Raw genomic sequence first — 12,896 nt, 5'->3', positions numbered from 1 at the left:
GTGTATGAAATTATGGATATACGCCGCTGTTGCTTTGTCTCTATCGATGCAATGTTTCGCAAAGGAATCTTTAAGGTTAACTTTGGCCTCGCAACTTGACGGTGGACATGAGTTTTATCATGAGTTGTTGTATGAAGCATTGACCAGAGAAGGTTACAAGGTACGCATTGAAATACCCAGTGAGCATATTCCTCAAAAACGGGTCATTAAGATGGTACAAGGTGACAAGTTAAGCATGACTTGGTTATTAAGCACGCCAGAAAGAGATGACCGCTATGTTTCCGTTGACGTCCCTTTGACCAATGGATTAATTGGTAAAAGGGTGTTGCTGATCCCACCAAAGCTACAAGCGAAATTTGATTCAATTGAAACCATTGATGAGTTAAGGAATTCTAAATTAGTTGCTGGCATGGGCGTGAATTGGTTCGATGTCGATGTGTGGAACAATAATCAGCTGAGTGTATACCTTGAAGATGGAGAGTGGAGAAGTCTGTACGATAAGCTCAGTGTTGATGGCGATGTTAATTATTTCCCACGAGGGATTAATGAGATAGGTGCGGAAGCGGCGATGAACAGTCACTTGGCAATTGAAAAGCGCCTGCTACTGGTTTATGAAAAAGACTTTAAGTTCTACTTGTCGCCAAGTATGGCTCAATATAAAACGGAAATTGAGTCCGCTCTAAAACAAGCTAAGCAGGATGGGCTTATCGATCAACTCGTCGAGAAGTATTGGGGAGCCAGTTACAAAACCCTAAATCCCACTGAGCGTGTTGTAATAAAATTGGCGTTACCGAATCTAGAATCTCAAAAACACTAACATTATGTTGCTCTTCGCGTATAAACTCTAATAATCAGTATATGAGCTTGCTAAAGGGTTGATTTTACACAGATGGAAAGTGTTTTTATTGTCGTAGTGATTTTAGTGGTGTTTTTTTTCGTCGTGCAAAAGCGCTACTTGAAACAAGATGAGCTGAAAGATAGTAGCTATAAAAAGAAAGGGCCGTTACTCAATGGTCAGGAATCAGCGTTCTACAATGCACTCACGGCGGCGGTTGGCCAGCATGGCGTTGTAATGACTAAGGTCAACTTGACCAGCGTACTTACACCGCTAGCAACGGATAAGAAGCAATGGTTTATTGCCAACAACCGCATTGCTAAAAGCTACTTTGATTATGTTGTTTGCGATCCTAGAACGCTCGAAGTTCGAGTGGCTATTGAACTCGATAATGGTAAAGAGCTAAGCAAAGGAAAGGTCGATCGTCAAAAGCTGCTTATTCATGTCTGTAAGTCAGCAGGTATCCCTTTAATTGGCACCAACATTAAGCACAGCTATCAAGTGAGCCGACTACGTAGGTTACTTGCGGCACATATCGATTTGATTGAATCCGACAAAGAGGTGCGTTTTTGTAAACGCTGTGGCAGCCCAATGACGATTAAAGTTGCGAGTCAGGGAGAGCATAAAGGTCGCCGTTTCTTTACCTGTAGTCGCCAACCACACTGCACCTACACAGAAAATTACAATGTTGTATTTGAGGAAGAGGGCTAAGAGCCCTCTTTTTTATGAGAGAGGAAAGGCGAGCACTAAACACACACTGAGCATTCGTTTTGATTACACACCATGACTTGATTTCGACCGTTACTCTTCGCTTTATAGAGTTCTTTATCTGCTTCACGCAACACATCTTCTAAACATTTATAATGATCACATTGATAGATACCAATACTTGCAGTGAGCTTGATTGGGTTGTCTTTATCATTGAAGGTGTATTGCTCGATTCCAATTCGAATTTTCTCAGCCTTCATCATGGCGTGTTTTACTTCAGTGTTGTGTAAGGCGATACAAAACTCTTCACCACCAATTCGATACACCAAATGTTCATCGCAAAAGCTATCAATAAGTGCTGCTGTTTGTACCAAGACTCTATCACCAGCGTCGTGACCGTGTTTATCGTTGACCGTCTTAAAGTAATCCAAATCCAAAATCAGTAGGGACAGAGGAACCTTGGCGCTTTCACTGCGGTAACGCTCAAAGTTATGGATCAGTGCATGCCTGTTATAAACCCCGGTTAATGCGTCACGAGAGGCGAGCTGACCCAATGAGGTCTCGGATGTTTTTCGTTTTACTTCTAAGATATGGGAAGCAAGCCAAATACAAAGGTAAGCGAGTGAGAAATTAACGGATAACTCAGCAAAGTTAAGCGTGCCGTCATTGTAGGTTTTATGCATAACCAGCATGGCTACAATCGTGAAGCCCACGCCAGAAGAAATAAAGCCATATCGACGCCCCAATATGAGGTAGAACAATACTGGGAATAATAGACTCCAAATAAAGCTACCATGCTCTATAGGGTGAATAAAAGTAGCAAGAGCAACGACGCCAATGAGGATATAGACAAAACTATTGGCTATGGCAAGTGAGGTGTCACCTCTGTAACTGGTATATGTGACGTATAAAGAGAATAGACAAGAAGCAACTTGTGTCGCTGCGAGCAAGTAGTACCCGCCATGGAATGTGTTTAGATAAGCGATGACTAAGGCCAAAAACGCCAACGCGATACTCAGCCAAAACAACACCGTTCTACGCAGTTGCCGAGTAGGGTTGAATATGTCTAGCTCCATGACGTGACCTTTGCAACCATATGCCTTAGTGTGAATATCAGACTATAGTATTATGTTCAGGTTTAGAATCAAGGCGATATCTGTACCGAGATCACATAACTAGCACCTGTAATGTACGTAAATGAGAATAGAGGCTTGCTAATCTGTACGAGAACGTTTACGTACTATTACTGCATATTTATCCTTATTTAAATTGAGGAATAGGAAGGAGTTGGTACAAGACCAACTCCAGTAGAGTGTTACTCGTAATCAGAAGCGTAGGTATCTTCATAAGAGTGCGAGTAGAATTCAAATAAGTTACCAAACGGGTCTTCTAGATAAACCATTTGCGCTTGTTTTAGTTCGTCTTCTGGGTGGTAACGCATGATATCCATACGAACCTTGCCGCCAAACTCTTCAACACGTTTAATCGCAGTTTCAAATTGCTCTTTTGATACTTGGAGACAGAAATGGAAGATACCTAAGCGAGAAAAGTCTACTTCATGACGTTCTTGGCGCTCCTTCATCTCAAACAGTTCAACACCGATACCATCTGAAGTAACAAGGTGCGCGATGTTAAAGCCTTTGAAGCCTTCACCGAATACCGCGATACACATGCGGCCAATTGCTGTTTCACGCTCTTCTACGACTTTGGTGTTGTTCATTACAATACGAAGGCCTAAAGCTTTAGTGTAAAACTCTACCGCTTTGTCCATATCGCCGACCATGATACCAACGTGATTCATTTTCATAACTTGTTCCTCAAAATCTGATGTTTGAATATTGCTCAATTCGATGGGGAGAAGTGTATGTTGGGCTGTTGTTTAATAAAAATTATCAATAATTCTTATAATAATAATTTTTTGTTATTAATATGGGCTCATGCTAAGTGAAATACCGGGTGCATGACGGAAATGAGGTCAAACATGACAAACTATGTATAAAGAATTTGAATTGTGTCGTAAAAGCGGATTAATTCAATCATGGGTGTAATCAAGTTACAGGAATGGGGTGGTTATTTTATGCTCCTACCCCTTTAGGGTAGTTTAATTCTGTAATTGATTTACATCATGTATTAATTTTCTTTCATATTTAACAATTGGCTCAGATAAAAAACCTAACCCTTAGGAAGTACTATGAGCAAGTTGAAGCTGGTTGTTATCGGTAACGGTATGGTAGGTCACCGTTACATTGAAGACCTAGTTGAGAAGACGGACGCTTCTCAATATGAGATTACTGTTTTCTGTGAAGAACCTCGTGTCGCTTATGACCGAGTCCACCTTTCCTCTTACTTTTCTCATCACACAGCTGATGAACTTTCTTTAGTTAAAGAAGGCTTCTACGAGAAACACGGCATCAACATGTTAATCGGTGAGCGTGCAATTAACGTTAACCGTGACAAACACATCGTTTACTCAAGCTCTGGTCGCGAAATCAAGTATGACAAATTGATCATGGCAACGGGTTCTTTCCCATTCGTTCCACCAATCAAAGGTCGTGAGAGCAAAGACTGTTTTGTCTACCGTACGATTGAAGATCTAAAAGCAATCGAAGCTTGTGCTAAAAAGAGCAAAGTGGGCGTTGTAATCGGTGGTGGTCTTCTTGGCCTAGAAGCGGCTGGCGCACTGAAAGCGCTGGGCGTTCAAACACACGTGATTGAGTTTGCTCCAAAGCTAATGGCTGAGCAGTTAGACCAGGCGGGTGGTAACCAGCTTCGTCAAAAAATCGAGAGCATGGGCGTAAAAGTTCATACAAGCAAAAACACCCTAGAAATTGCTCCTGAAGGTAAAGATGCGCGCAACGTTATGCGTTTTGCTGATGGTACGGAGTTAGAAACTGACTTTATCGTCTTCTCTGCGGGTATTCGACCTCAAGACAAGCTTGCTCGTGACATGAAGTTGGATGTAGCGCCACGCGGCGGTATCGCAATCAACGATTTCTGCCAGACTTCAGATGAAAACATTTATGCTATCGGTGAATGTGCTTCGTGGAATGAAACTTTCTACGGCCTAGTAGCGCCGGGTTACAAAATGGCGACAGTGGTTGTAGACCACATCGTTGGTAACGACAGCAAGTTTGAAGGCGCTGACATGTCAGCAAAACTTAAACTTCTTGGCGTAAAAGTAGGTTCTATTGGTGATGCTAACGGTCGCACTCCTGGCTGTAAGAGCTACGTTTACCAAAACGAAGAGCAAGAAGTTTACAAACGTCTAATCGTTTCTGAAGATAACAAGAAGCTTCTTGGTGCAGTAATGGTCGGTGATACGTCTGACTATGGTGATCTTCTACAGCTTATGCTGAATGAAATCGACCTACCAGAACACCCAGATGCACTTATCTTACCTGCGCACGCTGGTGGCGAAAAACCAACACTTGGCGCAGACTCTCTACCTGAGTCTGCTGTTATCTGTTCATGTTTTGATGTGACTAAAGGCAAAATCGCAGAAGCGGTTGCGCAAGGTCACCACACGATTGGTGATATCAAGGCTGTGACAGGTGCAGGTACTGGCTGTGGTGGTTGTATTCCACTTGTAACTTCAGTTCTAAATGCTGAGCTTGAAAAAGCGGGTGTAGAAGTGAAGAACGACGTATGTGAGCACTTTGCTTATTCTCGTCAAGAGCTTTTCCACCTTGTACGTATCGGTGAAATCAAATCGTATGAAGAGCTACTAGAGAAGCATGGCACTGGCTACGGTTGTGAAGTATGTAAGCCTCTAGCGGGTTCTATTCTTGCTTCATGCTGGGGTGACCACATCCTTAAACCGTCACTGGTTAAACTGCACGATACCAACGATAACTTCCTAGGTAACATGCAAAAAGATGGCACTTACTCAGTTATTCCTCGTATGGCGGGTGGTGAAGTAACGCCTCAGGCACTATCAGTTCTTGCTGAAGTTGCTGCTGAATACAACCTTTACACTAAGATCACTGGCGCTCAGCGTATCGGCCTATTTGGTGCTCAAAAAGACGATCTTCCGGCAATTTGGAAGAAGCTGATTGCAGCAGGTTACGAAACCGGTCAAGCGTACGCGAAAGCACTACGTATGGCTAAGACATGTGTGGGTTCTACTTGGTGTCGTTACGGTGTTCAAGACTCTGTCGGCTTAGGCGTTATGATCGAGAACCGCTACAAAGGTATCCGTACTCCTCATAAGATGAAGTTTGGTGTGTCTGGTTGTACTCGTGAATGTGCAGAAGCGCAGGGTAAAGACCTTGGTATCATCGCGACAGACGCGGGCTGGAACATGTACGTGTGTGGTAACGGCGGTATGAAGCCTCGTCACGCAGACCTACTTGCAGGTGACCTAGACCAAGAGACGCTACTGAAATACATCGACCGTTTCATGATGTTCTACATCCGTACAGCAGCGCCACTACAACGTACTTCTGTATGGTTTGAAAACCTTGAAGGTGGCATCGACTACCTACGTGAAGTGATTATTGAAGACAAACTTGGCATCAATGAACAGCTAGAAGCAGACGTTGCGAAGCTAGTTGAAGAGTACCGTTGTGAGTGGACTGACACTATCAACGACGAAACTCAGCTTAAGCGTTTTGCGCACTTCGTTAACTCTGACGAGCGTGATGACAATGTCATGTTTGTTACTGACGGACGTGAGCAACATCGCCCAGCAACATTTACTGAAAAACATCCTGAAGCGAAAGGCGACATCCTTCACGTAGAAGTCGTGTAAGGGGAGAAGAGATTATGGCATTTACAAAAGTTTGTAACATTGAAGACATCATTCCAGGCACAGGTGTCGTGGCTTTAGTAGACGGTGAGCAAGTAGCGATTTTCCGCCCACGTGCGACAGAAGAAGTGTTTGCGATTAACAACATGGACCCTTTTTTCCAATCGAATGTGTTATCTCGCGGCCTGATTGTTGAGCACGATGAGCAACTGTGGGTTGCAAGCCCGCTTAAGAAGCAGCGCTTTAACCTCAAAACAGGGGCGTGCATGGAAAATGAGCAGTTCAACGTGAAAGCTTATAAAGCACGAGTGACTAAAGGTTCAGTAGAAATTACGGCTTAATAATCCGTTAGCTGAGATTTAATAGCTTAAAGGCTCGTCATTTCTTGGCGAAAAAACAAAGAAATTCGCGAGCCTTCCACTATTCAATTTTAACTTTTTAACCTTCAAATTTTTGAATAAGGACACATTCATGTCTACAGACTTTAAACCCGCTGAATTCGTACAAACAATGATTAACGTTGGCGAAGCTAAGACAAAGACAAGCTCTCGTGACTTGCTTTTGCGCGGCACCATGGCAGGTATCATCTTATCTCTAGCGGTAGTCGTCGCGATTACGACAATCGTTCAGACTGGCATGGGCATTGTGGGTGCTCTTGTCTTCCCTGTGGGTTTCGTGATTCTTTCTGTAATGGGGTATGACCTAGTAACAGGTGTATTTGGTCTTGCACCACTAGCAAAATTTGAAGGCCGCCCAGGTATTACTTGGAACCGCATCTTTCGTTGTTGGGGCCTTGTTGGTCTTGGTAACCTTATCGGTTCTTTGATTGTTGCTTACCTAGTAGCAGTATCACTAACGGGTAACTTCTCTATAGAGCTAAACGCAGTTGCTAAGAAGTTCATTGCTGTTTCTACTGCACGTAGCTTAGGTTTTGAAAACATGGGTATGGACGGATGGATTACCTGTTTTGTGCGCGGTATCTTCTGTAACCTAATGGTTTGTCTGGGCGTTATTGGTAACATGACTGCACGTACAGTCGCTGGCCGTGTAGCGATGATGTGGTTCCCAATCTTCATCTTCTTCGCACTAGTATTTGAGCACACAGTGGTAAACATGTTCTTATTCCCACTTGGCATGATCCTAGGTGCTGACTTTGGTATCGCGACTTGGTTGAACTTCAACCTAATTCCAACAATCCTTGGTAACATTGTTGGCGGTCTAATCATGACTTGTATCCCGCTATACCTAACGCACGCGAAAACAGCACCTTCTCTATCGGATGAAGACGCTGTAGAAGCAAAACCAGTATTAGCGAAATAAGTTAAGCTTCACTACCAGAGTTTGATAGTGAACAAGTCGGGATTCTCTACGATATTAAATAAGAGATTCCCGACTATGCTCTCTTGCCGAGATAGGGAATGATAGCGCAGGGAATCTTTTTCCCATTTATGAAATAGTGATTTGGCTATAAACAGAGTTTTTAAGATAGAGCCTCTTTTTATATCTAAATTTTTCGATAGGCGTTGATATGACAACTGTTCATCCATCTTCAAACTACGGCTTTGTTTCTCTTGTGGGCGCAGGCCCAGGTGACCCAGATTTATTGACAGTAAAAGGCTACCGCGTAATCCAGCAAGCTGAAGTCGTGGTGTATGACCGTCTGGTTTCACCTGAGATTCTAGCGTTAGCGGATGAGTTAGCAGAAATGATATACGTCGGTAAAAGACTTGATTACCACTGTGTGCCGCAAGACCAGATCAATCAGCTATTGGTCGACAAAGCGAAAGAAGGCAAACGAGTGGTGCGTTTAAAAGGCGGGGACTCATTCATCTTTGGCCGCGGTGGAGAAGAGCTGGAAGAGTTAGCGCAGCACGGCGTTAGATTTGAAGTGGTACCAGGGATTACCGCAGCGGCAGGCGCAACTGCCTATGCAGGGATTCCATTGACCCACCGTGATCATGCGCAGAGCGTTCAGTTTATTACTGGGCATGTGCAAAAAGATGGCCGCGAAATTGAGTGGCACTCGTTAGCACAATCAAACAATACGTTGGTGTTTTATATGGGCCTTAAGCAGAGTGAGTACATTGCGACCAAGCTGCTTGAAAATGGTATAGATGCAGACATGTCTTGTGCCATTATCGAAAACGGTACTCGCCGAGAGCAACGCGTATTCACGGGCAACTTAACCGAGTTAGCGAGTATGGCGAAAGAGGCGGTCAGCCCAGCTCTCATTGTGGTGGGGAGTGTGACTTCGTTGCACGACAAGTTGAAGTGGTTTAATTAATCAAAATGACAGCGGCAAGAGCCGCTGTTTTTTTATCTAGTATTCATACCTTTCATGAGTTTACGTGACGGCGTCACTGCGCGGTGGTTTGTGCAAAACGAAGCTGTAATGTTGACTCGGTTTTGATAAAGTCAGCGCTCAATATGAAGAAGTAGGCAAAAAATGGAAACCGTCGCGATTTTTGTAGATGTTCAAAATATCTATTACACCACAAGAGAAAAGTACCGCAGCAATTTTGATTATAACCAGTTCTGGTATATCGCGACTGAAGGAAAAAATGTCGTAGAAGCCAACGCTTATGCTATTGCTTCCCACGATCCAAAGCAGCGTCAGTTCCATCATATTCTTCGTGGCATCGGGTTTAATGTGAAGTTAAAGCCGTTCATCCAGCGCATGGATGGCAGCGCAAAAGGGGATTGGGACGTCGGTATTGCGCTAGACGTTTACGAAGCCGCAGCGAATGTTGATCGAATTGTTTTACTCTCTGGAGATGGCGATTTTGAAGTCTTAGTCGATCGAATTCAGCAAAGATTTAATACCAAAGTGGATGTGTATGGTGTTCCCGGCCTGACAGCTCAGTCCCTTATTGATGCAGCGGACAATTTTATCCCAATCGATGAAAACTTACTCATCACACGAAACTGACATTCTAGTAAGCAAATTCATTCAAAATGCTTACTCGTTTCAAACCGTTAGATATTTAACTCTACTGACTGTTCGAAAACTGCACTGGCTATGGTAGAGTTCCCTCGTTAGGGAAGATAGCTTATTCGTTGTTTTAGTTAGGTTTTGCTGTATGTTAAATCGTGCTGATCAGGTCCAAATTAGTGTTTCAGAACAAACAATCGAAACATTGGATACGTTGCTAAAAACCATTGATACAGATATGGCTGTATCAATGTCTTTTGTGCGACGAGCTCAAGGTATGTCGTTTCATGATTTGGAACAGCGTACGACGGGGATCAATGGCTCAACGCTAAAACGTTACATGCAACAGAGTTATCATTCGATTAGGCCAATCCATATGGTGGCTGCAATGTCATGGGTAATGATGGTACCTATGACTAGCTTCTACTTCGCGCTCAAAATGAAAGAGCACTACCGCGGAATGGATGATAAGGCGATAGAGGCGTTATATTGCATTGGCCGACTACCTAGCGAGCAATTTGAACTTTACCTAGACCTTGTAAGTAATATGATGAGTGAAGAGAGTAAAGCTCACTTCCATGCGTTTCGTGCTGAAATCGAGTCACAGATCGATCCTGATATTGTTTACAATGAACTACTTCCTCCTCCCGTACTCGATATCAATGCTTTTGCGATTGATTACTACCGTTCAGTCGCGATCACAGTAAAGCGTTTCCGCTTAGAACATCAGATCCCAATTGATGTTATCGCGCGTGTGTTGGGACTTTCAGAATATCAATACCTTCAGCTTGAAGACGTTAACAAAGTAAGAGACTTTTCAGTCGCAATTGGTTTCAGGGTTAAGTTGGGTTTTGAGCTAAACTCCCATGTAAATTTCACCAGTGAAATGCGCTTGTTCCCCCAGTTCCACCAACTACGTCAAATCCAGCATCTTAGAGATGGGTTGATTGTTGAAGCGTTGCGCAATCTTAATGGCGAATGTAAGAAGCGAGCGGTGGAAATACTGACCACTCTATCAAAGATCTACATAAAAAATGTGATCTGAAATCATTGAGTGGAAATAATCAACTCAATATACACATAGCCTTGAGTTGATTATATCTCACTAAAAAATAACAATATTAATCGTTTATTTAGGTTAGCGCTAACAGGGTCTCGTTAAGCGCCATTGCTGCGTTGGCTTGAGCTAGCATGATGGCGGCTACCTTATCGGGATACTGTAAATGTACCAAATGGTCGGCATTTTTTATCACTACAAGACGACCATTTTTGAGCTGACTAGCAAAAGCTTGAGCTGTTTCCTTAGTAACATAAGGATCAAACTCGCCAACACAGACAGTACAAGGTACTGAGATATTGGCGATGTTCGATGGTGTATGAACCAACAATCTGACGGAGTTTTCAAAAAACACGTCGATACGTTCTTGCGACATGTTAGTGATGTTACGTACTGTTGCTTTGATGATGGCTTTGTTTCGTGGAATATCGCTGTTGTTCACTGTGAGCGACTCGGTAAATGATTTGGCAAAGTTACTTGGATTGTCCATAGCTGCTGCAATCATTTTCTTGGTTGCTAGACGCCCGGAAGAGGGGATACCCGGTACTCCGCCACAGATGGACATCGACAGGATATGCGGCCAAATGTCACACAACTCGACAGCGACAGCAGTAGCGTAAGAAAAGCCAATAACATGGGCATTTCTGACTCCTAAATATTCAATAAAATCGCGCAACATAATCGCTTGAGAACGAATACTTACTGTCGATTCAAGGTTTTCTGTATGACCTGTTCCAGGAACTTCAATAGTTATACAGTTCAATTTATTCGCAAAATGGGTAGAAAAGCTATGGACACTTTCAATGTCCTGCAGTGCACCCAGTAAAAAAATAGCGAACTGATCAGAGCCTTCACAGTGATGAAAAGAATAGCGGTAGTGATTGCCATTTAAGATCGTTTTTATAGTTTCCATAATAATGCCTCTGGTTGAATAAGGGCTTAACTATAAACGATTGATTGATAACGTTATGGCTATGAAATTATGAATAATCACACACTTGAACAACACTTAGCAGAAGCTGATCAACCCGTAAAAGATTTTATGGCGGACTTGTTGGAAACGCTGGGTAAGAAGATCACTGATAACCAAGATCCTAAGTTGGCATTACGCTATTTTGGCGCTCAGTTAGAGATTAAATTGGTCAATTTTGAAGGTCAGTACGACCAACGACAACTCTAGTAAAGTGTAAGAATTAAAAAAGCCAGTCAGGGTAACTTGACTGGCTTTTTCGAAACTGGAAGTTAGTCTAGGCTTGGCTTTCTTGCTCGTTTATCTCAGATTCTTGACTAGTCTGAGATTCTTCATTTTTAGCGTTTGCCTCTTCTGCTTCAAGCTTTGCTCGCTCTGCTTTAGAAATGTAGCGAGGCTTATTACTTTTATGAAGCTTAGCGTTCATCTTTTTTTGCTTGGCTTTTAAGATGCTATTGATCTTCTTTTTGCGGTTCATGGTATCGCTCAGTGCTAAATTTGGCCGCCGATCCTATCAAAAAACAGTGCACAAAGCACGAATATCCGTTGATGGTTACTCGATTGTGAAACGAAAAAACTCCGGTATTTTGCCGGAGTTTTTTGTTTAGGTTTTATTCGTAGAATCAGCGCTATGATCTATCAAAGGGTAAACTGTAACCCAACAGTAAATGCTGTTTCTGCTTTCTTTCTCTTTGCGTATTCCAGTCCAGCAGTAAAGCCAAACACAGAACCAAATTGGAACACGTTGTTCAAACGGTAGGTATCTTTAGCGACATCGAGAAAGGCGTGTTGATAAGAAGCATCGATAAGCCAATGTTTCGCAATCTGTGCTCTTGCGCCACCTTTGCAGTACATGGCGTTTTCAGAATATGAAGGTGAGTAGTCGCTGTCTGCACGATAGTTGATGATGCCGCATGATAAAGGTAGAGCGACTAAAGGTGAGACAGGAACATTGAATCCACCGCCAGCTTGCCACGTATCAATCTCAGAGCTAAAGCGTGTCACAAAGCTCGCGTTACCTTCCAAAAACAGCGCTTCGGTCATGCTAAGTCCAAGGTCTATATACAAACCGCCATAGGTTTTTTCTACATCGTTACTGTATTGACCGTTTAAGTAGGGCTCTGCCGCTCCAGCATCTAGGCTTGCGTGTTTGTAGCCGAATCCAATGTGTGACATTTCATAGACGATATTGCTATCGGCGATGGCTTTAACTGACGCTAATGAGAGAAGAGGGAGTAAAAAGAGAGATTTCTTGAACATAGCGAACTTCTTATATCGATTGTAAACAGTGCAACTTTAAACACATAGTTGGGAGGAATCGATGGAAGTTTTGTAAGCCTGCGTAAGGGGAGGGAGTAGCCTGAAAACGTAACGTTCAGAAACAACAAAGCCCGCTAAAAAGCGGGCTTTGTGTTTTGTTCACAAGGAACTAAATTTGGTGGGTCCGGGCGAACTCGAATCGCCGACCCCTACCATGTCAAGGTAGTACTCTAACCAACTGAGCTACGGACCCAAATTTAATGTTCGGCATACTTTGGTTTTAGTATGGCTTTAAGGAGTGGTGGGTCCGGGCGAACTCGAATCGCCGACCCCTACCATGTCAAGGTAGTACTCTAACCAACTGAGCTACGGACCCATTCCTTAAGA

Annotated in this window: 14 protein-coding genes and 2 tRNA genes; 9 read left to right on the top strand and 7 right to left on the bottom strand. The window is 43.2% G+C overall.

Annotated features, from left to right (window positions below; translation table 11 throughout):
• The first annotated feature begins 4 nt into the window (after positions 1 to 4).
• Positions 5 to 817: a hypothetical protein gene (locus tag ELS82_RS06840; protein WP_134834825.1), complete on the top strand. Its 813-nt coding sequence runs from the start codon at positions 5 to 7 to the stop codon at positions 815 to 817.
• A 72-nt stretch (positions 818 to 889) separates the two neighbouring features.
• Entirely contained in the window at positions 890 to 1,546 is a 657-nt protein-coding gene (locus ELS82_RS06835; protein WP_134834824.1) for a DUF2726 domain-containing protein, read from the top strand.
• Between the two features lie 35 nt (positions 1,547 to 1,581).
• Here the strand turns inward: ELS82_RS06835 and ELS82_RS06830 are convergent, their stop codons facing one another.
• Together ELS82_RS06830 and ELS82_RS06825 are read right to left on the bottom strand one after the other, a co-directional pair.
• Complete coding sequence (locus tag ELS82_RS06830; protein ID WP_134834823.1) at positions 1,582 to 2,619, bottom strand: GGDEF domain-containing protein; 1,038 nt, start codon at positions 2,617 to 2,619, stop codon at positions 1,582 to 1,584.
• A 239-nt stretch (positions 2,620 to 2,858) separates the two neighbouring features.
• A complete protein-coding gene (locus ELS82_RS06825) occupies positions 2,859 to 3,350 on the bottom strand; it encodes a VOC family protein (protein ID WP_134834822.1) in 492 nt (163 codons plus the stop codon).
• 384 nt (positions 3,351 to 3,734) lie between these two features.
• Between ELS82_RS06825 and nirB the strand changes: the two genes are divergently transcribed.
• From nirB to ELS82_RS06795, 6 genes are all read left to right on the top strand, one after another.
• Positions 3,735 to 6,293 carry a nitrite reductase large subunit NirB gene (gene nirB / locus ELS82_RS06820; RefSeq protein WP_134834821.1) on the top strand — a complete coding sequence of 853 codons (2,559 nt, stop codon included), beginning with the start codon at positions 3,735 to 3,737 and terminating at the stop codon, positions 6,291 to 6,293.
• 14 nt (positions 6,294 to 6,307) lie between these two features.
• Complete coding sequence (gene nirD / locus ELS82_RS06815) at positions 6,308 to 6,631, top strand: nitrite reductase small subunit NirD (protein ID WP_134834820.1); 324 nt, start codon at positions 6,308 to 6,310, stop codon at positions 6,629 to 6,631.
• Between the two features lie 130 nt (positions 6,632 to 6,761).
• Complete coding sequence (locus tag ELS82_RS06810) at positions 6,762 to 7,610, top strand: formate/nitrite transporter family protein (RefSeq protein ID WP_134834819.1); 849 nt, start codon at positions 6,762 to 6,764, stop codon at positions 7,608 to 7,610.
• Between the two features lie 208 nt (positions 7,611 to 7,818).
• The gene (gene cobA, locus ELS82_RS06805) at positions 7,819 to 8,574 is read left to right on the top strand and encodes a uroporphyrinogen-III C-methyltransferase (protein WP_134834818.1); all 756 of its coding nucleotides are present in this window, start codon (positions 7,819 to 7,821) and stop codon (positions 8,572 to 8,574) included.
• A 162-nt stretch (positions 8,575 to 8,736) separates the two neighbouring features.
• The gene (locus tag ELS82_RS06800) at positions 8,737 to 9,219 is read left to right on the top strand and encodes a LabA-like NYN domain-containing protein (RefSeq protein ID WP_134834817.1); all 483 of its coding nucleotides are present in this window, start codon (positions 8,737 to 8,739) and stop codon (positions 9,217 to 9,219) included.
• 151 nt (positions 9,220 to 9,370) lie between these two features.
• Positions 9,371 to 10,267 (top strand): hypothetical protein, encoded by an 897-nt coding sequence (locus ELS82_RS06795; protein WP_134834816.1) that lies wholly within the window; start codon positions 9,371 to 9,373, stop codon positions 10,265 to 10,267.
• An 88-nt stretch (positions 10,268 to 10,355) separates the two neighbouring features.
• On the opposite strand, the gene ELS82_RS06790 is transcribed toward ELS82_RS06795, so the two are convergent.
• Positions 10,356 to 11,192, bottom strand: coding sequence for an alpha/beta fold hydrolase (locus tag ELS82_RS06790; RefSeq protein ID WP_134834815.1), 837 nt, complete (start codon positions 11,190 to 11,192; stop codon positions 10,356 to 10,358).
• Positions 11,193 to 11,261: 69 nt separating this feature from the next.
• Between ELS82_RS06790 and ELS82_RS06785 the strand changes: the two genes are divergently transcribed.
• A complete protein-coding gene (locus tag ELS82_RS06785) occupies positions 11,262 to 11,459 on the top strand; it encodes a hypothetical protein (protein ID WP_134834814.1) in 198 nt (65 codons plus the stop codon).
• Positions 11,460 to 11,526: 67 nt separating this feature from the next.
• On the opposite strand, the gene ELS82_RS06780 is transcribed toward ELS82_RS06785, so the two are convergent.
• The 4 genes from ELS82_RS06780 to ELS82_RS06765 form a co-directional block, all read right to left on the bottom strand.
• Positions 11,527 to 11,727: a DUF2986 domain-containing protein gene (locus tag ELS82_RS06780; RefSeq protein ID WP_134834813.1), complete on the bottom strand. Its 201-nt coding sequence runs from the start codon at positions 11,725 to 11,727 to the stop codon at positions 11,527 to 11,529.
• Positions 11,728 to 11,888: 161 nt separating this feature from the next.
• Positions 11,889 to 12,509: an outer membrane beta-barrel protein gene (locus ELS82_RS06775; RefSeq protein WP_134834812.1), complete on the bottom strand. Its 621-nt coding sequence runs from the start codon at positions 12,507 to 12,509 to the stop codon at positions 11,889 to 11,891.
• A 176-nt stretch (positions 12,510 to 12,685) separates the two neighbouring features.
• Positions 12,686 to 12,762: transfer RNA gene (locus ELS82_RS06770), tRNA-Val, on the bottom strand.
• A 46-nt stretch (positions 12,763 to 12,808) separates the two neighbouring features.
• Positions 12,809 to 12,885, bottom strand: a tRNA-Val gene (locus tag ELS82_RS06765).
• Positions 12,886 to 12,896 lie beyond the last annotated feature (11 nt).

Origin of the sequence: Vibrio ouci, assembly GCF_004551525.1 — a bacterium.
Classification (GTDB): Bacteria; Pseudomonadota; Gammaproteobacteria; order Enterobacterales; family Vibrionaceae; genus Vibrio; species Vibrio ouci.
Note: the sequence above shows the minus strand (reverse complement) of the source record. Positions and strands in the feature narration are given on the sequence as shown.

Bases quoted from the DNA above. Each gene is read 5' to 3' on its own strand.
- ELS82_RS06840 (WP_134834825.1), top strand. From the start codon at position 5: ATGAAATTATGGATATACGCCGCTGTTGCTTTGTCTCTATCGATGCAA.
- ELS82_RS06835 (WP_134834824.1), top strand. From the start codon at position 890: ATGGAAAGTGTTTTTATTGTCGTAGTGATTTTAGTGGTGTTTTTTTTC.
- ELS82_RS06830 (WP_134834823.1), bottom strand. From the start codon at position 2,619: ATGGAGCTAGACATATTCAACCCTACTCGGCAACTGCGTAGAACGGTG.
- ELS82_RS06825 (WP_134834822.1), bottom strand. From the start codon at position 3,350: ATGAAAATGAATCACGTTGGTATCATGGTCGGCGATATGGACAAAGCG.
- nirB (WP_134834821.1), top strand. From the start codon at position 3,735: ATGAGCAAGTTGAAGCTGGTTGTTATCGGTAACGGTATGGTAGGTCAC.
- nirD (WP_134834820.1), top strand. From the start codon at position 6,308: ATGGCATTTACAAAAGTTTGTAACATTGAAGACATCATTCCAGGCACA.
- ELS82_RS06810 (WP_134834819.1), top strand. From the start codon at position 6,762: ATGTCTACAGACTTTAAACCCGCTGAATTCGTACAAACAATGATTAAC.
- cobA (WP_134834818.1), top strand. From the start codon at position 7,819: ATGACAACTGTTCATCCATCTTCAAACTACGGCTTTGTTTCTCTTGTG.
- ELS82_RS06800 (WP_134834817.1), top strand. From the start codon at position 8,737: ATGGAAACCGTCGCGATTTTTGTAGATGTTCAAAATATCTATTACACC.
- ELS82_RS06795 (WP_134834816.1), top strand. From the start codon at position 9,371: ATGTTAAATCGTGCTGATCAGGTCCAAATTAGTGTTTCAGAACAAACA.
- ELS82_RS06790 (WP_134834815.1), bottom strand. From the start codon at position 11,192: ATGGAAACTATAAAAACGATCTTAAATGGCAATCACTACCGCTATTCT.
- ELS82_RS06785 (WP_134834814.1), top strand. From the start codon at position 11,262: ATGAATAATCACACACTTGAACAACACTTAGCAGAAGCTGATCAACCC.
- ELS82_RS06780 (WP_134834813.1), bottom strand. From the start codon at position 11,727: ATGAACCGCAAAAAGAAGATCAATAGCATCTTAAAAGCCAAGCAAAAA.
- ELS82_RS06775 (WP_134834812.1), bottom strand. From the start codon at position 12,509: ATGTTCAAGAAATCTCTCTTTTTACTCCCTCTTCTCTCATTAGCGTCA.